Genomic DNA, 19,667 nt, shown 5'->3' on the forward strand with positions numbered 1-19,667 from the left:
CCCCACCCCCCCCCCCCCGCGGGGCGGGGCCGCCGAACCCGACCACGAGCGCGTCAACGCCGGCGGATCGGGCGCGGCTGACGGATAGTCCGCGGGAGCGGCGTCAGCCCGGTGACCCCGCCGCCCTGGCCGCCCCCGCCGCCCCTGTTGCCCCCGCCGCCCCCGGCACGCCCGAGGGTGGCCCGGGCGCGGCGGGCCGGCGGCGCACCGGCGTCAGCCGGAACCCGCGCGGCATCAGCGTGAGCCGCTCGGCGATCTCCAGCCGGTACCCCGGGTCGCCGCGCAGCTCGTACCGGCGCAGCAGCAGCCCCAGCACCAGCGTCGCCTCGTGCAGCGCGAACTGCCGCCCGATGCACGCCCGCTCCCCGGTGCCGAACGGCTTGAAGACGTGCGCAGGGCGGGCCCGCACCCGCTCCGGCAGGAAGCGGTCCGGGTCGAAGCGGTCCGCGTCCGGGCCCCACGCCGCGGGGTCGCGGTGCAGCGCCGGGATCAGCACCACGGCCCACGCGCCCGCGCGCATCGGGTGCACGCCGCCCAGCACCGTGTCCGTACGGGCGGCGCGGGTGAACGCGGGCGCGGTCGGCCACATCCGCAGCGACTCGTCCAGCACCCGGCGCACGTAGCGCAGCTTGCTCACCTGCCGGTACGACGGCTCTCCCGTCGGCCCCCACACCTCGTCCACCTCGGCGCGGGCGCGGGCCGTCACCTCGGGGTGGCGGGAGAGGTAGTACAGCGCGAAGGACAGCGCGCCCGACGTCGTCTCGTGCCCCGCGACCAGGAACGTGATGATCTGGTGGCGGATGTTCTCCGGCGACAGCCGCTCCCCGGTCCGCGGGTGCCGGGTGTGGAGCATCAGCCCGAGCAGGTCCTGCGCGCCGGGGTCCGGGTGCTCGGTGCGCTCCCGTACGACCTCGTCCACGACGGCGGCCAGATACGCGGCGTCGGCGGCGCCACTGCGGCCGCGCCCGCGGTTCTTCACCGGGCTGAGCGGCCGGGGCACGTTGCCGCCCTGGGCGTGGCGCAGCGCGCGGACCATGGCGGCGATGAAGGGGTGCTGCTCGGTCCGTTCGAAGGAGCCGAAGTCGTAGCCGAAGCCGGTGTGGGCGATGGTCTCCAGGGTCAGCTTCGTCATGTCGGCGGACACGTCGGCCGCGGTGCCGCCGGCGGCGTGCGCGTCCCAGCCCGCGGTCAGCCGCCGCGCTATCGCGAGCATCACCGGGTGGTAGCGCTCCATCGCCTCGCGGGTGAACGCGGGCGCGAGGATGTCGTGGCCGAGCTGCCAGTTGGGCTCGTGGTTGTGCGCGGTGAACAGGCCGTCGCCGCCGACGTCGCGCAGGTTGTGCACGGCGAGCACGACGCGCTTGGTGAAGCGCGACTCGTCCGCCAGCTCGGCGACCAGGTCGGTGCCGGAGACCACCACGATCTCCAGCCCGAATATCTTCCGCCGGAAGATCGGCCCCAGTTCCCGGGCCATCCGCAGCGAGTCCTGCACGGGCGTGCCGGGGCTGAAGCCGAACACGTCGCCCAGCACCGGCACCCGGCGGGGCGGGTGGGGGATGCGGGAGAGCTCCGGCCAGGCCCCGGGGCGGGTGCGTAAGAACGGCTTCGCCATCGTGCGCCTCCCTTATTGAACTGGATTCAGTAAGCAGCGTGCGGCACCGCTGAACCGGTGTCAAGTAAGGTGGCTCGATGGCTCGTTCCGGCACTCGTGGTACGCGGACGGGGCGGGCGCGCACCCGCATGGGAACCGAGGAGCGGCGCCGGCAGCTGCTGCGGATCGGTGCCGAGCTGTTCGCCGAGCGGCCCTTCGACGACGTGTGGATCGAGGAGGTCGCCGAGCGCGCCGGGGTCTCGCGCGGGCTGCTCTACCACTACTTCCCGACCAAGCGGCAGTTCTACGCCGCCGTCATCAGGCACGAGGGCGAGCGGCTGCTGCGGATGACCGAGCCGGACCCCGCCACCCCCGTCGGCCGGCAGGTGCAGCAGGGCCTGGACGCGTACCTGGTGTACGCGGAGGAGCACGCGCGCGGACTGCGCGCCTTCCACCGCGCCTCCGCCGCCGGGGACCGGGAGATCCACGAGATCCACCAGCAGCTGCTCGCCGAGCAGGAGCGGCGCATCGTCACGGTGCTCGACGCCCAGGCCGCCGCCGGCCTGCTCGACGGCCCGGCGCCCGCGGCGCTGCGGCTCGCCGTGCACGGCTGGCTGGCGTTCGTCACCGCCGCGGTGCTGGACTGGCTGGAGCGGGGCGAGCCGTCCCGGGCGGAGGTGCGCGAGGTGTGCACGGCGGCGCTGCTCGGCGCGCTGGCGGGGGCGCGGGGGGACTGAGACCGGGGGCCGCGCCGGCCGCCGCCCGTCCGGTTCGTGGCCCGCGGGCGACCGCCGTACGCTGGGAGTATGGCCGTGCGACCACTGGACGCCACCCGGGCCGCGGACCTGGTACACGCCGCGACCGCCGCGCCGTCCATGCACAATGCGCAGCCGTGGCGGTTCCGCTGCCACCTCGGCCACCGGACGGTTGAGGTCCGCGCCGACCCGGAGCGCGCCATGCCGGCCTCCGACCCCGACCGGCGCGCCCTGCACGTCGGCTGCGGCGCCGCCCTGTGCAACCTGCGCGCCGCCGCTGCCGCCGCCGGCTGGCGGACCGGGACCGAGCTGCTGCCCGACCCGGCGAACCCGCTGCTGCTCGCCGTCGTCCGGCTCGCCGAGGCCGAGCCCGGCGCGGGGCGTGACGAGGGGCGGGGCGAGGGGCCCGACGCGGCGCTGGCCGCCCTGGAGCCGCAGATCGTCCGCCGGCACTCCAGCCGCTGGCCGTTCACGGACAAGCCCGTTCCGCCCGGGGACCTGGCCGACCTCGTCGAGGCGGCGCGGGCCGAGGGCGCGACGCTCGCGTTCCCCGACGCCTGGCACGCGGCGTCCCTGCTGGACCTGGTGCAGGACGCCGAGGTGCGCGACGCGGAGGAGCCGGACCGCGCCGCGGAGCTGGCCCGCTGGACCCACCCGGTCCCCGACACCGCGGACGAAGGCGTCCCCGGCTACGCCTTCGGCCCCCGGCGCCGCGGCAGCACCATCCCGGTGCGCGACTTCGCCGGCCGTGCCGAGGTGCCCGGACGGGGCAGCGCGCGCTTCGAGGCCGCGCCGAACATCGCCCTGCTGGGCACCGCGCACGACACCCCGGCCGACTGGCTGCGCGCCGGCCAGGCGCTGGAGCGCGTGCTGCTCACGGCCACCCGCGCCGGCCTGGTGGCGTCGCTGACCAGCCAGGCGCTGGAGTGGGCCGACCTGCGCGCCCTCGTCCGGGACCCGCTCGCCGACATCGGCCAGATCCAGATGGTGCTGCGCATCGGCTACGGCCCGCGCGGCCCGACGACGCCGCGCCGGCCGGTGTCGGAGGTCCTGGAGATCGTCGGCAGCCCGCGCCTCTGAGCCGCCGGAAACGACGAACGGCAAGGAGCCCTACACTCCTTGCCACTCTCAACGTATAGCGCACCCCGGGGCTTGCGGCAAGACCCGGGGCACGGTGCAGAATCTCCCGCCGAAGCCAGGACCTGCGAAAACAAGGGGGATTCATGATCGACGTGATCATCGCCGGCGGCGGCCCGACCGGACTCATGCTGGCGGCCGAGCTGCGGCTGCACGGCGTGCACGTGGTGGTGCTGGACAAGGAGCCCGAGCCGACGAAGGTCGTGCGCGCGCTGGGGCTGCACGCCCGCAGCATCGAGGTGATGGACCAGCGCGGCCTGCTGGAGAAGCTCCTCGCGCTGGGCACGCGGTACCCGGTCGGCGGCTTCTTCGCCGGCATCGCCAAGCCGTCGCCCGAGGGGCTGGACAGCGCGCACGCGTACCTCCTCGGCATCCATCAGACCGCCGTCGACCGGCTGCTGGAGGAGCACGCCGCCGGCGCCGGCGCCGACATCCGCCGCGGGCACGAGGTGACCGGGCTGCGCCAGGACGGGGACGGGGTGACCGTCGAGGTGGCCGGGCCCGGCGGCCCCGGGACGCCGCTGCGTGCCCGCTACCTCGTGGGCTGCGACGGCGGCCGCAGCACGGTGCGCAAGCTGCTCGGCGTCGGCTTCCCCGGCGAGCCCAGCCGCGTCGACACGCTGCTCGGCGAGATGGAGCTGACCGCGTCGCCGGAGACGCTGGCCGCGGTGACGGCCGAGGTCCGCAGGACCCAGCTCCGGTTCGGCGCCATACCGCTGGCGGACGGGGCGTACCGCGTCGGCGTGCCGGCCGCGGAGGTGGCCGCGGACCGCTCGGTGCCGCCCGCCTTCGACGAGTTCACGGCGCAGCTGCGGGCCGTCGCCGGCACCGACCTCGGCGCCCACTCCCCGCGCTGGCTCTCCCGATTCGGCGACGCCACTCGGCTGGCCGAGCGCTACCGGGTGGGCCGGGTGCTGCTGGCGGGGGACGCGGCGCACATCCACTCGCCCGCGGGCGGGCAGGGGCTGGGCCTCGGGATCCAGGACGCGTTCAACCTCGGCTGGAAGCTGGCCGCGCAGCTGGCCGGCTGGGCCCCCGCAGGACTGCTGGACACGTACCACGCCGAGCGTCACCCGGTGGCCGCTGGCGTGCTGGAGTTCACCCGCGCGCAGATGGAGCTGCTGTCCACGGAGCCGGGGCCGCGGGCCGTGCGCGGGCTGTTGGCGGATCTCATGGACTTCGAGGAGGTCCACCGCTACCTGGTCGAGCGGACCATGGCGGTCGACGTCCGCTACGACTTCGGCGACGGCGGCCACCGGCTGCTCGGCCGCCGGCTGCGGGACATGCCGCTGCAGCGGGGCCGCCTGTACGAGCTGATGCGCACCGGCCGCGGGCTGCTGCTCGACCGGACCGGGCGGCTCTCGGCGGCGGGCTGGGCGGACCGCGTCGACCACGTCGTCGACCCCGCCGGGGAAGTGGACGCGCCCGCCGTGCTGCTCCGCCCGGACGGCCACGTGGCCTGGGCGGGCGAGGACCAGGCCGGCCTCCTCGACCACCTGCCGAGGTGGTTCGGCGCACCCGCGGCCCCGGCGGGCGACGGCGCCCTGGCGGGCTAGGCCGTCTCTTTTGGATCTTTGGGTCGTTGGTCTGTGTGTCGTTGACTGATGCGCAGTGGGCGCGGATTGAGCCGTTGCTGCCGGATCGGACGCCTCGGCGGGGTGGGCGGTGGCGGGATCACCGGCAGGTGATCGACGCGATCGCGTTCAAGTACCGCACCGGGACGCCGTGGATGGACCTTCCCGAGCGCTTCGGCTCGTGGAAGGGCGTCCATAACCGGCTGCGGAACTGGGCGGCCGACGGCACCTGGGAGAAGGTGCTTGCCGCGCTGCTGGCCCAGGCCGACGCCCATGGCGATCTGGACTGGGTCCTGGCAGTCGATTCCACCATCGTGCGCGCCCATCAGCACGCCGCCGGGGCCCGCCAAAAGGGGCCCCGGCCGGCGAGCCGCACGACCATGGGCTCGGACGCTCCCGCGGCGGGCTGACCACGAAGATCCACCTCGCCGCGGATGGCCGGTGCCGGCCCCTGGCCTTCGTCATCACGCCCGGTCAGGCCGGTGACGCACCCGCTTTCGAGCAGGTCATAGCCCGGATCCGAGTGGCCCGGCCGATCGGCAGACCACGCACGAGGCCGAAGATGGTCCTGGCAGATAAGGCGTACTCCTCCCGCGCCATCCGCATGCATCTGCGCCGCCGCGGCATCCGGGCTGTGATCCCGCAACCCGCTGACCAGGCCGCCAACCGCAAGCGTCTGGGCAGCCGCGGCGGCAGACCACCAGCGTTCGACCGCGAGACCTACAAACACCGCAACACCGTCGAACGCTGCATCTACAAGCTCAAGCAATGGCGCGGCCTGGCCACCCGCTACGACAAAACCGCCACCATCTACCTCGCCGGACTCCACCTCGCCGCCATCTTCATCTGGTCAGCAACATGATCCAGAAGAAACGGCCTAGTACTCCGCCAGCAGCTCCTCCAGCAGCTTCTGGCTCTCCTGCTGCTTCTCCGCCGCCGCGCACAGCCCGTCCATCGTCAGCAGATAGCGCTCGACGTCGTTGCGCTTGTCGAGGTAGAGGGCGCTGGTCAGCTGCTCGATGTACGCCACGTCCGGCAGGTCCGGCTCCGCGAAGCGCAGGATCGTCAGCGGGCTGACGACGGCGGCGAAGCGGCCGGTGGCCAGCCGAGCCACCTGGACCGTGATGTTCGACAGCTCCACGATCCCCAGCAGGTGCTTGATCTGCGCGCGCATCACCCGCCGCCCGCCGAGCGGGCGGCGCAGCGCCGCCTCGTCGAGGACCACCCAGTAGCGCGCGGGCCGGTCGGTGTGGCCGAGGATCTGCTGCCGGCGCAGCCGCAGGTCGACGTGGCGTTCTATCGCCGCGTCGTCCGCGTTCGGGAAGGCGACCTGGGCGAACGCCCGCGCGTAGTCGGCGGTCTGCAGCAGGCCGGGGATGCGCTGGGCCTGGTAGGAGCGGATCAGCGAGGCGGCCTCCTCCAGGCCGAGGAACGTCTCCATCCAGGCCGGGGTGACGTCGCTGTACTGGTGCCACCAGCCGGTGGTGTTGGCGCCGCGGGCGAGCGCGAGGTAGTGCTCGCGCTCGGTCTCGTCCTCCACCCCGTACAGCGTCAGCAGGGCGGCGATGTCGTGTTCCTTGCAGCCGCCGCGGCCCAACTCCAGCCGGCTCAGCTTGGGCTGCGAGGCGCCGATGGTGCGCGCCGCGGCCTGGAAGGTGATGCCGCGCTGTTCGCGCAGCCGCCGTAGCTGGTTGCCGAGGATGATGCGGCGAACCGTGGGGCCGCCTCGCGACGGGGTCGGCAGCGAGTTCGTCTCCGACATACTTGGCGCGTGCATCGGGCTCCCAGGGATGATCAGGTCGCGCCCTTCAGTCTCGCATCGAAGGAGTCAACGTGTACAGGGAAAGCGATTGTTCACGATGAATATGCCTCTGGTACGGGGCGGTTACGCATCCCGATTCGCTCACGGCCGCCGCGCGAGCACCGCGCGGGCGCGCGGGCTGCCGTCCGGCCGCCGCCCCAGCTCCGCCATCGCCACCGTCTCCACCGCGAAGCCGGCCCGTTCCAGATCCGCGCGCACGTCGGGCAGGCGGAACGTGCGGTAGTACATGACGAACCGCGGGCGCCACAGCGCGTTGCGTACGCGCATCACGGCGTCGAACCCCCACAGCGCCCAGTATCCCCGCGACCCCACGCGGGCCGGCGCGGGGACGGGGAAGGCGAAGTACCCGCCGGGGCGCAGCGACCGGAACACCTCGGCGAAGAGCGCGGGGCGCTCCGCGGGCAGGAAGTGGCCGAAGGCGCCGAAGCTCACCGCCAGGTCGAAGGCCGGCGCGAACGGCAGGGCCAGGGTGTCCGCCCGCACCCAGCGCACCGACGGCGGGCCGGCCGCCTGCGCGTACGCGCCGCGCGCCTCGGCGAGCATCCCGGCGCTGAAGTCCACGCCGACGACCCGCTCCGTGCACAGCCCGCGCAGCACCCCCGCGCCCGCGCCCGTGCCGGTGCACACGTCGAGCCCGCTCGCGAACGGCCCCAGCGGCGCGACGACGGCGGCGAACGCGTCCAGCACGCGGTCGGGGGTGCGGAACGGGGAGTGGTCGAACTTCGGCGCCAGCAGGTCGTAGCCGCGCTCCGTGGAGGACATGGCCTGCACGGTCAGCTCAAGAAGGGTCGGGCCCTCGGGACGGAACATCGGTGATCAGCGTAGTCCCCCCGCCGCGGCACGGTCCGGCAGCCGCCGGGTGCGGAGCACCGGGGTCGCCGAGTACGGGTTCGCCGAGCAGTCCGGCGGCGGCCGGGGGCGGGAGAAGCCGTGGCGGGCCACGGCGCGTAATCCGCAGGTGGTACGAGCACCGGCGACCGACTCCCCGGTCAGCTCCGCGGCCCGGGTGGCGGCCCGCGGCGGCGCAGCAGGCCGACCAGCTCCATCCGGGTGGGGCGGGCGCAGGCGCGCAGCCGCGGGAAACGGATGCGGGGCACAATGGGTGACCGATGGACCTGGAGAGCGTCGCGGACGAGCTGTACGCGCTGCCGCCGGGCGAGTTCACCGCCGCCCGCGGGCGGCACGTCGCCGCGGCCCGTACGGCCAAGGACCCCGCGCTCGCCCGGGAGATCGCCGCGCTGCGCCGGCCGACGCTCGCCGCGTGGGCCGGCAACCTGCTGGTGCGCTCCGCGCCCGAGCAGGTCGACGCGCTGCGCCGGCTCGGCGAGTGGCTGCGCGCGGCGCAGGAAGGACTCGCGGGGGAGGAGCTGCGCGAGCTGACCCGCAAGCGCAACGTCCTGGTCGCCCAGCTCGCCCGCGAGGCCCAGCGCCTCGCCGCCGAGGCCGGCCATCCCGTCGGCGACGCCGTCCGGAACGAGGTCGAGACGACGCTCCACGCCGTCCTCGCCGACGCCGACGCGGCCCGCGAGTGGGCCACCGGCCACCTCGCCAAGCCGCTCACCCCCCGGCCCGGCTTCCCCGCCACCACCGCCACCAGCGCCGCCGGGCCCGCGGCCCGGCCCGCCCGCAAGCGCCACCTGAAGGTCGTCGAGGACCCCGGCGAGGCCCGCGCGGCGGAGCTGGCCCGGGCCCGCAGGGAGGCCCGGGACGCCGAACGGGAAGCCCGCGAACAGGACAAGGCCCTGCGCCGCGACGCGTCCCGGCGGGACGCGGCGGAAGCCCGGCTGGCCGAGGCGACCGCCCGGGTCGCCGACCTCGCCGACCGGCTGCGGGCCGCCGAGGAGGCCGAGACCGAGGCCCGCGACGCCCTCGCCCGGGCCCGGCGCGCGCTGACCGCCGCCACCCGCACCGCCCGGCAGTCCCGCAGGGCCGCCGAGAAGGCCGCCGAGCGGCTCGACGCGGTGGCCGCCGAGCAGGACTGAGCCGGGGCGCGGCACCCTGGGTGTCACGCCCGGGCCGCGGGCGGTGTCTGGATGGGGACCGGATGGTGTGACCAAGGAGAGACCGTGACCGTACGCATCCCGAAGGCAGACGTGCCCGCCGAGCTGAAGGAGGCCATGGCGCAGCGGTTCGCCAGCCTGCCCGAGCCCGTCGAAGTGCTGTTCAACAGCCCCGACGTGGCCACGGCCAACCTGGAGTTCTCCGCGAGGGTGGCCGGGTGGCACGCCGCCGACGCGAGCCTGAAGTCGTTCGCGCACATGGCGGTGGCCGCGCAGATCGGCTGCGGCTGGTGCCTCGACGCCGGCTACTTCCAGGCGCAGAACGAGGACCTGGACCTGGCCAAGGCGAGCCAGGTGCCGCGGTGGCGGGAGTCGGACGTGTTCTCGCCGCTGGAGCGGGAGGTGCTGGCGTACGCGGAGGCCGTGTCGGCCACGCCGCCGACCGTCACCGACGAGCAGTCGGCGAGCCTGCTCGCGCAGCTCGGCCCGGCGGCGCTGGTCGAGCTGACCCTCTTCATCGGCTACGCCAACCTGGCGACCAGGTCCAACGTGGCGTACGGGATCACCTCGCAGGGCTACTCCGACGCCTGCGAGATCCCGCTCGCCGCCCGCCCCGGCGGCGCCGCCCGCCCGGAGAGCCCCGCCGCCGCATGACGAACCCGGCCGACGACCCCTACGTCACCCACCGCAGCCTGCTGTTCACCGTCGCCTACGAGATCCTCGGCTCGGCGGCCGACGCGGAGGACGTGCTGCAGGAGTCCTGGCTGCGGTGGGACGGCGTGGACCGGTCGCAGGTGCGGGACCCGCGGGCGTACCTCGTGCGGATCGTCACCCGGCAGGCGCTCAACCGGCTGCGGACGCTGGCGCGCCGGCGCGAGGACTACGTCGGCGAGTGGCTGCCGGAGCCGCTGCTGACCACGCACGACGTCGCCGAGGACGTCGTGCTCGCGGAGAGCGTGTCGATGGCGATGCTCACGGTGCTGGAGACGCTCGGTCCCACCGAGCGGGCCGTGTTCGTGCTCCGCGAGGTCTTCGACGTGCCGTTCGGCGAGATCGCCGACGCCATCGGCAAGCCGGCGGCCACCGTGCGGCAGATCGCCCGGCGGGCCCGCCTGCACGTGGCGGCCCGCCGGCCGCGGGTGCAGGTGAGCAGATCCGAGCAGCAGCAGGTGCTGGAGCGGTTCCTGGCCGCGCTGCACACCGGGGAACTGCAGGAACTCCTGGACGTCATGGCGCCGGACGTGGTCATGGTCGCCGACGGCGGCGGCGTGGTGGCCGCCGTGCTGACCCCGATCCACGGGTCCGGGCAGGTGGCGGGACTGCTCGCCAACGCGAACCGGGTGGGTCTGGAGACCGCCGCGGTCTGGCTGAACGGCGCCCCCGCGGGCCGGATCGACTTCGGCGGCGAGCCGGCCGCGCTGAGCCTGGAACTGGTCGACGGGAAGATCACCCGGATCTACATCGTGCGCAACCCGCACAAGCTCACCCGTATCCACCACCCCGCGGAACTCACCCGGTAGCGCGGGCGGGGCCGCCGGCCACGGTGGCCGGATTCAGCGCCCGCCGGACCGTGGCGGCGCCGGTACCTTGATACGGGGCCGGCCGCTTGCGGTGGACAGGGGGCGCTGTATGGACTCCGGGGAACCCGGTCGGCGGGGCGACGGCGCCGAAGGGGCCGCCTGGCCCCCGCCGCCGCCCGCCCCGCCCGCCCCGCCCGCACCGACGCCGCCGGTGCCGGCCGCCCCGCCGCACCCGTACGCGCCGCCGCGCCCGCCCACCCCGATCACGCTGGCCGCCTGGCTGCGGCTGCCGCGGCCGGCGGCCGCCCCGGGCATCTGGCGCTGCGGCCACCGGCCCCGGGACGGTCGCGGCATGTGGCTCACCGCCCTCGCGCTGTCCACGGCGGCGGCCTGCGTGCTGCTGTGCGTGCTGCTGTGGACCGGCCGGCTCGGCTCCTTGTGGGCGCGGCCGCTGGGGTGGCTTCCGGACGGGCGGGAGGGCCGCTGGAAACCGCACGTACTGGCCTACGGCTACTACGCGCTGGTCCTGGCGATCGTCGTGACCGTCTGCGCGCACGTCGGCCGGTGGCGGGAGTACGTACGCCACCTGCGCGGAGCGGGGCGGCGACCCGCGCCGCAGTTCCCCGCGCCCCCGCGGGAGGATCCGGCCGACTGGCCGGAACTGCGGGCTGCCGGGGCGGCGGAGGCGGCCCGGCTGCTCACCGCGGAGCTGGAGTCCGGAGCCATGTCCGACGTCGACCACGCCCGCATCACCCACGCCTGGCGGGTGGGCGCCCGGCACCGCCCGGACTGGATCGACGCGTTCGTTCAGGAGATCACGGCCCGCGGCGCCGCCGCCTACCCCCACCGCTCCGGCGCCCGGGACCTGCCCCACCGCACCGCCGCGCACGACCTGCTGCTGCGCCAGGTGCGCATCGGCACCGCCGCCGACCACCCGGCCAACCCCTACGCCTTCCGCACCGCCGGAATCGCCCTCGACCCGGCCGTGCTGGCCACCTCCGCGCTCGCCGTCGGGCCCAGCGGCTCGGGCAAGACCGGCGGGCTGGTGCGGCCCGTGGTGGAGTCGCTGTGCCTGCAGGCACTGGCCGGCCGGGCGGCCGTGGTTCTCGTCTCCTCCGCCGCCGACCCTCCGGTGCCGGACGGTGAGCCGGCGCGCGTCCCCGCCGTCCCGCGCGCCGCCCGGCCTTACCTCCGCGGTAATCGACGCCCGCCCGGGCGACCCGCATGGTGGAGGCAGTGATCAGCAGTCGCCTTCGAGGAGGTCGCCCGTATGTCCGCCTACGAGTCCGCCGTCGCCCGCTACTTCGCCGCCTGGAACGCCACGGAGCCCGCCGGCCGGGAGCGGGCGGTCGCCGCGGCCTGGACCGAGGACGCCACCTACACCGACCCGCTGGCCGAGGTCAGCGGGCACGCCGGGCTCGCCGGCGCGATCGCCGGGGCGCAGGAGCAGTTCCCGGGCTTCGAGTTCCGGCTCCTCGGCCCGGTCGACGGCCACCACGACACCGCGCGCTTCACCTGGGAGCTGATCGCGCCGGACGGCTCGGCGCCGGTGCAGGGGTTCGACGTCGTGACGTTGGCCGAGGACGGCCGGATCCGCACCGTGCTGGGCTTCCTCGACCGCGTCCCGGGCTGACGCCGGCGCCGCCCGCCGTCGGTCCCGCCCTGCTCGCGGCCGGTCCGGCGGGGCGGGGCGGGGTTGACACGCAGGGTCATGTCCATGACTGTCGAGGCCGTCGGTGGTGCGCGTCCCGGGCCGGGGCGCGGCGCCGCCGCCGACACGCCGCCGACACGGAGGTACGTGGATGGGGGAGCCGACGTTCGGACTCCTGGGGCCGCTGCGCGTGTGGGCGGGAGGTGTCCCGGTCCGGATCGGCGGGCCGAAGCCGAGGGCGGCGCTCGCCACGCTGCTGCTGCAGCCCGGCCGCTTCGTCTCCGTGGACGTGCTGACGGAGGTGCTGTGGCCGGGCGGGGCACCGCCGTCGGCCGTCGCCAACGTCCGTACGTACGTGCGCACCCTGCGCCGGGCGCTGTCCGCCGCGGGGATCTCCGCCGCGGGGCTGCGGACGGAGCCGTCCGGCTACGCGTTCGACGTCGCGCCCGACGACGTCGACATGCTGCTCTTCGAGCGGCACCTGGACCGGGCCCGGGCGGCCCGCGACCGCGGCGACGACGTCGCCGCGCTGCACGGCTACGAGTCGGCCCTCGGCCTCTGGCGCGGCGGCGTCCTGCAGGACGTGCCGGCCAGCGTGGTCTGGGACCCCGGCGTCACCAGGCTGGAGGAGCTGCGGGCGACCGCGGTCGACGAATGCCTCGGGGTCCGGCTGCGGCTGCGGGACTACGCGCTGCTCCTCGCCGAGCTGCGCTCCCGGCTCACCGAGGACCCGCTGCGGGAGGACCTGTGGCGGATGCTGGTGCGCGCGCTGCACGACTCGGGCCGTACCACCGAGGCCCGCTCCGCGTACGCCGAGGCCGAGCGCGTCCTGGCCGCCGAACTCGGCACCGGGCCGAGCAGGCCGCTGCGGGACGTCGGCGAGGAGGTGGGCGGCTACCGCGCCCGGCGCCGTGCGGCGGCGGTCTCCCCCACCGGCTACGCCCTTACTGGCGGGGGGACCCCCATTTCCGTGTGCCAGTTACCCATGGACGTACCGGACTTCACCGGCCGCACCGCGGAGATCGCCGCGCTGGAGCGGCTGCTGGCGGCGGCCGACCGGCGGCCGGTGGTCGTGGCGATGTCGGGCCCGCCGGGGTCGGGGAAGTCCGCGCTGACGGTGCACGTGGCGCACCGGGCCCGCGCGGCGTTCCCCGACGGCCAGCTCTTCGTCGACCTCGGCGGGCTGAGCGACCGGCCGCGCGACCCCGCCGACGTCCTGGCCGAGATGCTCCGCGGCCTCGGCGTCGTCGACAGCACCGTCCCCGCCGAGCGGAGCGAACGGGCCGCGCTGCTCCGCACCCGCCTGGCACAGCGGCGCTTCCTCGTCGTGCTCGACGACGCGGCCGGCGGCGCGCAGGTACGCCCGCTGCTGCCCGGCACCGGAGGCTCGGCGGTGCTCGTCAGCTCCCGCCACCGCATGCCCGACCTGCCGGCGCACCACTTCTCGCTCGGGGAGCTGCCGCGCGGCGAGGCCCGCGCCCTGCTCGGCGCGGTCGCCGGACCGGACCTGCTGGACGCGGACGCGGCCGGCGCGGACTGGTCGCTCGCCGGCTCCGGCTCGCTGCCGCTCGCGGTACGGATCGCCGGGTCGCGGCTCGCCGGCCGGCGGACCTGGACCGCGGCCACGCTGGCCGACCTCCTGCAGGACGAGCGCGGGCGGCTCGACCAGCTGCAGGCCGGCGGGCTGGAGGTGCGGGCGAGCGCGGAGCTGAGCTACCGGCACCTGCCGGCGGCCGCGGCCACGGCCTTCCGCGCCTTCGGCCGGCTGCCGGCCGAGCCGGTGGGCGGCTGGCTCGTCGCCGTCGCCATGGGCGGCGCCTCCGGCGGCGGGACCGCCGCCGCCGAGGCCGCCGAGGCGCTGGCCACGCTCGCCGACCGGCACCTCGTCGAGGCCGTGGGGACCGATGCGCTCGGGCTGCCGCGCTACCGCATGCACGACCTGCTGCGCTGCTACGCGCGCGAGCTGGCCGACGCGGACACGTTCACCGTTCGCCGGCGGCAGCAACTCCGTATCGTCGACGCGCTGACCGCACTCGTGCGCGCCGCGAACGCGGCGACGCCCACGCGGTTCCTCGGCGTCTTCGGCCCTCCGGCGGACCGGGACGACTCGGCCGGTCCGGCCGGTCCGGGCGCGGAGGTCGTACGGGCCGTGCGGGCCCGGCCCGTCGAGTGGTTCGAGACCGAGCGCCGGATCCTCGTCGCCACCGTGGAGTCCGCGCTGCGGCTCGGCCGCGTCACGCAGGCCGCCGACCTCGCGCTGGAGCTGGCGAGCTTCTTCGACCTGCGCGGCTACTACGGCGACTGGCTGCGCACGCACCAACTGGTGCTCGACGCGATCCCGGCCCCCTCGGACGCGCGGGCCGCGGCGCTGCTCCGCAACATCGGGCAACTGCACCTCTACCGCGACCGCTACGCCGACGCACGCACCTCCTTCGCCTGGGCCCGCGCGATCTTCAAGGCGGCCGGCCACCCCGCGGGCGAGGCGGTGGCGGCGGCCGGAGAGGGCTCCGTCCACCGGATCCTCGGCGACCTCGACGCCGCGCTGGCGACGTTCACCGACGCGCTGCGCGGCTTCCGGGAGGTCGGCGACCGGCACGGCGAGGCGGTCGCGCGCAGCGCCATCGGCTCCGTATGGCTGGAGCGCAGGAACCCGCGGGCCGCGGCGTCGTGGCTGGACGGGGCGCTGGGGCTGGCCCGGGACCTCGGCGACCGCCACCGCGAGGCGCAGGTGCGCCGCCGCGTCGCCGTGCTGCACGACCTGCGCGGCGAACCGGACCTGGCGCAGGCGGAGCTGGAGCGGGCCCTGGACATCTTCGGCGACCTCGCCGACACGCACTGCGCCGCCTACGTGCAGGAGAGCATCGGCGAGCTGTGCCTGCGCCGCGGCAACGCGGGCCAGGCGGCGGCGCTGCTCGCCGGCGCGCTCGCCGTCCAGCGGCAGCTGGGCGACCGGCGTGCGGAGGCGAGCCTCGCCTGCCTGCTCGGCGAGCTGCACCGCACGACGGGCCGGGAGCAGACCGCGCGGCACTACTTCCACCGCTCGCTGTCCACCTGGCGGCGGCTGGAGGCGCACGACCGGGCGGAGTCGGTGCACGCGAAGCTGCGGGCGCTGCGCTCCGGCCCGGGATGACGCGCGTGGAGCGAACGCGGCGGAAGGAGACGGCCGCATTCGCTCCACGCGGCCGCGCGTCAGCAGCGGTTCGTGCTCTTCAGCCGCCGGTCGAGGTAGTCGTACCAGCGGACGCCCTGGACGACCGCGACGACGACGGAGCCGTTGTGGATCTGCTCGTAGTGCAGGTGCGGGGAGAAGTTGTGGATCGCGGACGAGGCGCCGACCCGCCCGATCACCCGGCCCCGCCGCACCCGGTCGCCGCGCGTGACGGTGCGTTCCTTCAGATGCGCGTACCGGGTCCGCCAGCCGTCGCCGTGGGCGATGACGACGGTGTGGCCGTAGCCGTCGCCGGTGGAGTAGTACGACCTGACGACCTTGCCGCCTGCGCTGGCGAGCACGCGGCGGCCGAAGTCGTCGGGGCTGCCCTGGGCGTTGTAGTGGTTCCAGTCGATGGAGTGCGCCGGGCTGTGCCCGCGCCAGTTGTTGCCGCGCCAGACCTGGCCGCAGATGAACGGCATCCGGAAGCCGGGCCGGGCCAGCGGCGCCGCCGTCTCTGACGACGTGCCGGCCTGGGGGGCCGCGACGGCGACCGGGGTCGCGACGGCCACGGCGGCGGCCGCACTCACCGCGGCGAGCAGTCGGCGGAAACGTCTGCGCATGGTTCTCCCCTTGTCGTCGGTGACCCGGCGATTGAAGGAGCCGCCCATACAAAGCGGATACACGCGCCCGCACCCGCGTCGGCAGGGGACCGGGTGCGACCAGAGATGTACGGCACGCCCGCGTACAGTCGGCGATGCACGCGGTGAACACGACCGTGACCTGACGAACCGGCCGCCCTGCCCTGAGTAGCCTGACGGCGTGTCCGGCAAGGCTCCCGCACGGCAGGTTCGGCAGTTTCTCACCAGGCGACCGCGCCCCCTGGTCCTCCTCGACTCCGCGCTCGCCGTCCTGCTGTGCGTCGGTCTGCTGTGGGCCGACGCCCGCAGCGGCACCCACCACGCCGGCGGCGGCGAGGCCGCGCTGCGGACGGCGGGCATCGTCCTCGCCGCCCTCGCTGTCGCCGCCCGCCGGCTCTGGCCGCGCGTGTCGTTCGCCGTGGCGTCGGTCTGCGCCTTCACGGTTGCCGCGCCCGGCGGCGCACCGCAGGTGTCGCTCTGCGTCGCCGTCACCGCCTACACCATCGCGGGGACGGCGGACTACGTGTTCTGGTGGGTTCCCCCCGGTTTCGCCGGCCTGCTCGTGGCCGCCGGGATCGGCATCGGGCGGGTCTCCTCGGGCTGGCTGGCCGTGCTCGTCGCCAACGTCGCGATCGTCTGCGTCGGCTGGTTCGCCGGCCTCGCCGCCCGGGAGCGCCGGAACAGGATCGCCGCCGCCGCCGAGCGCGAGGCCGAACGCGAACGTGAGCACGCCGCCCGCATCCGCCAGGCCGCCATTGACGAGCGCCTGGTCATCGCCCGCGAACTGCACGACATCGTCGCGCACTCGATGAGCCTCATCGCGGTACGCGCCGGTGTCGCGCGCATGGTCATGGACAGCGATCCGGCCCAGGTGGAGGAGACCTTCGGCATCGTCGAGACCACCACCCGCCAGGCCCTCCACGAGATGCGGCTGCTCGTCGAGGTGCTGCGCCACGAGCACGCCGCCGACCCCGCGCTCACGCCCACCCCCGGGCTCGCCGACACGGCGGCGCTGGCCGAGCAGATCCGCAGCGCCGACGTCGACCTGCGCCTCGATGTCCGCGGTACGGCTCGCCCGCTCCCCGCCGCGGTGGACCTGTCGGCGTACCGCATCGCCCAGGAGGCCCTCACCAACGTCGTACGCCACGCCGCGCCGACCCGGGCCACCCTCCGCATCGAGTACCGCACCGGGGAGGTGGTCGTCGAGGTCACCGACAGCGGCCCCTCCGAGCCGCACCGCCGGAAGGGCCCCGTACCCCCGTCCGCCGCCGCGCCCGCCACCGCGGCCGGTCACGGGCTGATCGGCATGCGCGAGCGCGCGGCCCTGTTCGACGGCCACCTGCGCGCCGGCCCGCACGGCGACGGCTTCCGAGTCCGGGCGCTGCTGCGTACGGGCGAAACCGGCCCCCCATGACCGCCGCCACGAGACCACCTGAGCCCGCGCCACCCGCGCGCTCGGACACGGGCCCGAAGCCCCGGGGCGCATCGGAGAGGGCAACGGCGTCACGCACCGCGCCCGTCGGTGAGGACCGGGCCCGGGTCGTCGGCCGGGGGAGAGGCGGCCCGTGCGCCGCCGGCCGGCGCCTCCGCGGGTCCCTCGACGGAGACGTGTGGGAGGATGCGGTCGATCGACGTGGGCAGATACCAGTTCCACTTCCCGAACAACTGCATGGCCGCCGGTACGAGGATCGTGCGCACCACCAGGGCGTCGAGCAGGATGGCCACGGCCAGGCCGAGCCCGAACTCGGCGATGATGCGCATGCCGACGAACACGAAGGCCACGAACACGCAGATCATGATGATCGCGACAGCCGTGATGATCTGCCCCGTGGCGGCCTGGCCGCGCCGCACGGCGAGGTTGTTGTCGCCCGTGTGGAGCCATTCCTCGTGGATACGGCTGACCAGGAACACCTCGTAGTCCATCGACAGCCCGAACAGGACGGCCAGCATCATCGGCGGCAGGAACGACTCCACCGGCCCGGCCGGGCCCGCGCCCAGGGCGGACGAGCCCCAGCCCCACTGGAAGACCGCGACCACGACGCCGAACCCGGCGCCGGCCGAGAGCAGGTTCATCACCGCCGCGGTGAGCGGGATGACCACGCTGCGGAACGCGAGCATCAGCAGCAGGCATCCCAGGGCGACGACGATGGTGACGAAGAGCGGCATCTTGCCGCTCAGCACGGACGCGAAGTCCTTGTGCACCGCGGTCTGCCCGCCGACGTGGACGGTGAGTCCGTCCTCCTCGTGATCGGGGATCACGCGGTCGCGCAGCGTGTCGATGAGGTCCGACGTCTGTTCCGACTGCGGGGATGTCGTGGGGATGACCCGCATGGTCCGCGCCGGCGCGTCGGGTGCGGCCGGGGTGATCTGCACGGACGCCACCCCCGGAACGGTCCCGATCTCCTGTCCCAGCCGGGTGAAGGAGGTCGCGGCCTGCGGGGACGGACCTCCGCCACGAGCAGCAGCGGGCCGTTGTGCCCGGGGCCGAAGCCGTCGGCGAGCAGGTCGTAGGCCTGACGTGTGGTGGTGTCGGCAGGGTTGTTGCCGGCGTCGGAGGACCCCAGCCGCATCGAGAAGAACGGGATCACCAGCGCCACCATGAGCACGGTCGCCATGATCGTCAGCGGCACCGGCCGCTTCTGTACGAATCCGGCCCATCGGGCCCACCCGTGGGAGACCTGGGCCTCCGTCGGCCCCGCACGCTTGAGCCGGGCGCGTTGGCGGCGGCTGAGCACCCGCGTTCCGAGCACCGCGAACAGGGCCGGCAGCAGGGTCACGGCGACCGCGACGGCGAACGCCACCATGATCGCCGCCGCCAGTCCGATCCCGGACAGGATGCTGAACCCGAGCATGAGCAGGCCGAGCATCGCGACCGCGACCGTGCCGCCGGCGAAGACGACCGCCCGGCCGGAGGTGTTCATGGCCGCCACGGTCGCTTCCTGCGGACTGAGCCCGGACCGGAGGCCGTTGCGGTAGCGGGCGACGATGAACAGCGCATAGTCGATGCCGACGCCGAGACCGATGAACGCGGCGATGATCGGGGCGGTGCCGGGGACGCTCATCACCTGGGTGAGGAGGTCGATCGAGAGAATCGCGCCGCCGAGCGCGAGGATCGCGGCGATGATCGGGACGGCCATCGCCACCAGGGACCCGAACGCGTACAGCATGACGATCGCCGCGGCCAGGAGGCCGATCAGTTCGCTGCTCGACGTCGAAGGGCTCTCCAGCTCCCCGATCACCGCCCCGCCGAACTCCACCCGCAGGCCGTCGCCGCGCAGCTCCGAGCCCAGGTCCACGACCCGCCGGATGTTCCCGGTGTCCAGGCTCTGCCTCGGCTCGGTGAAGGTGACCGTCGCGTAGGCGGTCTCGCCGCCGTCGCTGACCTGCGCCGCCCCTTCCGGGCCGAACGGGCCGGCCACCGCGCCGACCTGGGGCACCTCGGCCACATCGGCCAGCATGGCCTGCACGTCGGCCCGGACGGCCGGGTCGGTCACCTGGCCGCCGGTCGCGTGCAGCACGATGGTGCCCGTGTCGCCGGAGGCGCGCTCGGACTGTGCCGCCATCAGCTCCGCGGCCCTGGTGGATTCGGTGCCGGGCAGGCTGTACTCCTCCGAGAAGGCGGCGCCGCCCGCGGCGCGCACGCCGCCCACCAGGACCGCGAGGAGCAGCAGCCACCCGCCGATGACGATGAACCGGTGCCGGAAGCACCACCGCGCGATCCCGCTCACAGGTTTCCGCCCGGGAGCCGGAGCTGACGGTTGTCGAAACAAAGCACGACTCTGCTTTCGTGACGTAGGTCGGGCTCGGCGCCACTCCGCGCCGCATGGC

The 19,667-nt window shown here is 75.1% G+C and carries 17 protein-coding genes; 11 read left to right on the plus strand and 6 right to left on the minus strand.

All coding sequences use genetic code 11. The features are described from left to right. Nucleotides 1-103 precede the first annotated feature (103 nt). The gene (locus ABD317_RS03755) at nt 104-1,612 is read right to left on the minus strand and encodes a cytochrome P450 (protein ID WP_344287789.1); all 1,509 of its coding nucleotides are present in this window, start codon (nt 1,610-1,612) and stop codon (nt 104-106) included. Nucleotides 1,613-1,689: 77 nt separating this feature from the next. Between ABD317_RS03755 and ABD317_RS03760 the strand changes: the two genes are divergently transcribed. From ABD317_RS03760 to ABD317_RS03775, 4 genes are all read left to right on the plus strand, one after another. Next, on the plus strand, nt 1,690-2,328 hold the full coding sequence (locus tag ABD317_RS03760; RefSeq protein WP_199789093.1) for a TetR family transcriptional regulator: 639 nt from the start codon (nt 1,690-1,692) through the stop codon (nt 2,326-2,328). 69 nt (nt 2,329-2,397) lie between these two features. Further along, on the plus strand, nt 2,398-3,426 hold the full coding sequence (locus ABD317_RS03765) for an Acg family FMN-binding oxidoreductase (protein WP_344287791.1): 1,029 nt from the start codon (nt 2,398-2,400) through the stop codon (nt 3,424-3,426). Between the two features lie 143 nt (nt 3,427-3,569). Then, a complete protein-coding gene (gene rox / locus ABD317_RS03770) occupies nt 3,570-5,039 on the plus strand; it encodes a rifampin monooxygenase (protein ID WP_344287793.1) in 1,470 nt (489 codons plus the stop codon). Nucleotides 5,040-5,065: 26 nt separating this feature from the next. Then, nucleotides 5,066-5,919 (plus strand): IS5 family transposase gene (locus tag ABD317_RS03775; protein WP_425582263.1). Its coding sequence is split into 2 segments (ribosomal slippage): nt 5,066-5,405 and nt 5,405-5,919, totalling 855 coding nucleotides; the frame shifts between segments, so codons are not numbered across the junction. Nucleotides 5,920-5,934: 15 nt separating this feature from the next. Here ABD317_RS03775 and ABD317_RS03780 read toward each other — a convergent pair. Together ABD317_RS03780 and ABD317_RS03785 are read right to left on the minus strand one after the other, a co-directional pair. Continuing rightward, the gene (locus tag ABD317_RS03780) at nt 5,935-6,819 is read right to left on the minus strand and encodes a Scr1 family TA system antitoxin-like transcriptional regulator (protein WP_027757046.1); all 885 of its coding nucleotides are present in this window, start codon (nt 6,817-6,819) and stop codon (nt 5,935-5,937) included. A gap of 141 nt (nt 6,820-6,960) precedes the next feature. Continuing rightward, nucleotides 6,961-7,689, minus strand: coding sequence for a class I SAM-dependent methyltransferase (locus tag ABD317_RS03785; protein WP_344287798.1), 729 nt, complete (start codon nt 7,687-7,689; stop codon nt 6,961-6,963). Nucleotides 7,690-7,988: 299 nt separating this feature from the next. Here ABD317_RS03785 and ABD317_RS03790 point away from each other — a divergent pair, with 299 nt between their 5' ends. The 6 genes from ABD317_RS03790 (at nt 7,989) to ABD317_RS03815 (ending at nt 15,180) form a co-directional block, all read left to right on the plus strand. Continuing rightward, nucleotides 7,989-8,861: a hypothetical protein gene (locus ABD317_RS03790; RefSeq protein ID WP_344287800.1), complete on the plus strand. Its 873-nt coding sequence runs from the start codon at nt 7,989-7,991 to the stop codon at nt 8,859-8,861. A gap of 84 nt (nt 8,862-8,945) precedes the next feature. Further along, nucleotides 8,946-9,533 (plus strand): carboxymuconolactone decarboxylase family protein, encoded by a 588-nt coding sequence (locus tag ABD317_RS03795; protein ID WP_344287802.1) that lies wholly within the window; start codon nt 8,946-8,948, stop codon nt 9,531-9,533. Further along, nucleotides 9,530-10,399, plus strand: coding sequence for an RNA polymerase sigma-70 factor (locus tag ABD317_RS03800; RefSeq protein WP_344287804.1), 870 nt, complete (start codon nt 9,530-9,532; stop codon nt 10,397-10,399). Before ABD317_RS03795 ends, ABD317_RS03800 begins: the two co-directional genes overlap by 4 nt. Before the next feature lie 109 nt (nt 10,400-10,508). Then, a complete protein-coding gene (locus ABD317_RS03805; RefSeq protein WP_344287806.1) occupies nt 10,509-11,639 on the plus strand; it encodes a hypothetical protein in 1,131 nt (376 codons plus the stop codon). 30 nt (nt 11,640-11,669) lie between these two features. Next, complete coding sequence (locus ABD317_RS03810; RefSeq protein ID WP_344287808.1) at nt 11,670-12,032, plus strand: nuclear transport factor 2 family protein; 363 nt, start codon at nt 11,670-11,672, stop codon at nt 12,030-12,032. Between the two features lie 169 nt (nt 12,033-12,201). Then, on the plus strand, nt 12,202-15,180 hold the full coding sequence (locus ABD317_RS03815) for an AfsR/SARP family transcriptional regulator (protein WP_344287810.1): 2,979 nt from the start codon (nt 12,202-12,204) through the stop codon (nt 15,178-15,180). 59 nt (nt 15,181-15,239) lie between these two features. Here the strand turns inward: ABD317_RS03815 and ABD317_RS03820 are convergent, their stop codons facing one another. Then, the gene (locus tag ABD317_RS03820; protein WP_344287813.1) at nt 15,240-15,821 is read right to left on the minus strand and encodes a M23 family metallopeptidase; all 582 of its coding nucleotides are present in this window, start codon (nt 15,819-15,821) and stop codon (nt 15,240-15,242) included. 199 nt (nt 15,822-16,020) lie between these two features. Between ABD317_RS03820 and ABD317_RS03825 the strand changes: the two genes are divergently transcribed. Beyond that, nucleotides 16,021-17,253 (plus strand): sensor histidine kinase, encoded by a 1,233-nt coding sequence (locus ABD317_RS03825; protein WP_344287815.1) that lies wholly within the window; start codon nt 16,021-16,023, stop codon nt 17,251-17,253. Nucleotides 17,254-17,342: 89 nt separating this feature from the next. Here ABD317_RS03825 and ABD317_RS03830 read toward each other — a convergent pair whose 3' ends face one another. Next, complete coding sequence (locus tag ABD317_RS03830) at nt 17,343-18,170, minus strand: MMPL family transporter (protein ID WP_344287817.1); 828 nt, start codon at nt 18,168-18,170, stop codon at nt 17,343-17,345. Then, nucleotides 18,095-19,567, minus strand: coding sequence for an MMPL family transporter (locus ABD317_RS03835; RefSeq protein ID WP_344287819.1), 1,473 nt, complete (start codon nt 19,565-19,567; stop codon nt 18,095-18,097). Before ABD317_RS03835 ends, ABD317_RS03830 begins: the two co-directional genes overlap by 76 nt. Between the last annotated feature and the right edge of the window lie 100 nt (nt 19,568-19,667).

The sequence above is a fragment of the Streptomyces synnematoformans genome (assembly GCF_039531005.1).
In the GTDB taxonomy this organism is placed as follows: Bacteria; Actinomycetota; Actinomycetes; order Streptomycetales; family Streptomycetaceae; genus Streptomyces; species Streptomyces synnematoformans.

Coding starts and splice junctions, on each gene's coding strand:
- ABD317_RS03765 (WP_344287791.1), top strand. CDS start 2,398: ATGGCCGTGCGACCACTGGACGCCACCCGGGCCGCGGACCTGGTACAC.
- rox (WP_344287793.1), top strand. CDS start 3,570: ATGATCGACGTGATCATCGCCGGCGGCGGCCCGACCGGACTCATGCTG.
- ABD317_RS03760 (WP_199789093.1), top strand. CDS start 1,690: ATGGCTCGTTCCGGCACTCGTGGTACGCGGACGGGGCGGGCGCGCACC.
- ABD317_RS03785 (WP_344287798.1), bottom strand. CDS start 7,689: ATGTTCCGTCCCGAGGGCCCGACCCTTCTTGAGCTGACCGTGCAGGCC.
- ABD317_RS03755 (WP_344287789.1), bottom strand. CDS start 1,612: ATGGCGAAGCCGTTCTTACGCACCCGCCCCGGGGCCTGGCCGGAGCTC.
- ABD317_RS03780 (WP_027757046.1), bottom strand. CDS start 6,819: ATGTCGGAGACGAACTCGCTGCCGACCCCGTCGCGAGGCGGCCCCACG.
- ABD317_RS03830 (WP_344287817.1), bottom strand. CDS start 18,170: ATGCGGGTCATCCCCACGACATCCCCGCAGTCGGAACAGACGTCGGAC.
- ABD317_RS03810 (WP_344287808.1), top strand. CDS start 11,670: ATGTCCGCCTACGAGTCCGCCGTCGCCCGCTACTTCGCCGCCTGGAAC.
- ABD317_RS03820 (WP_344287813.1), bottom strand. CDS start 15,821: ATGCGCAGACGTTTCCGCCGACTGCTCGCCGCGGTGAGTGCGGCCGCC.
- ABD317_RS03800 (WP_344287804.1), top strand. CDS start 9,530: ATGACGAACCCGGCCGACGACCCCTACGTCACCCACCGCAGCCTGCTG.
- ABD317_RS03805 (WP_344287806.1), top strand. CDS start 10,509: ATGGACTCCGGGGAACCCGGTCGGCGGGGCGACGGCGCCGAAGGGGCC.
- ABD317_RS03790 (WP_344287800.1), top strand. CDS start 7,989: ATGGACCTGGAGAGCGTCGCGGACGAGCTGTACGCGCTGCCGCCGGGC.
- ABD317_RS03815 (WP_344287810.1), top strand. CDS start 12,202: ATGGGGGAGCCGACGTTCGGACTCCTGGGGCCGCTGCGCGTGTGGGCG.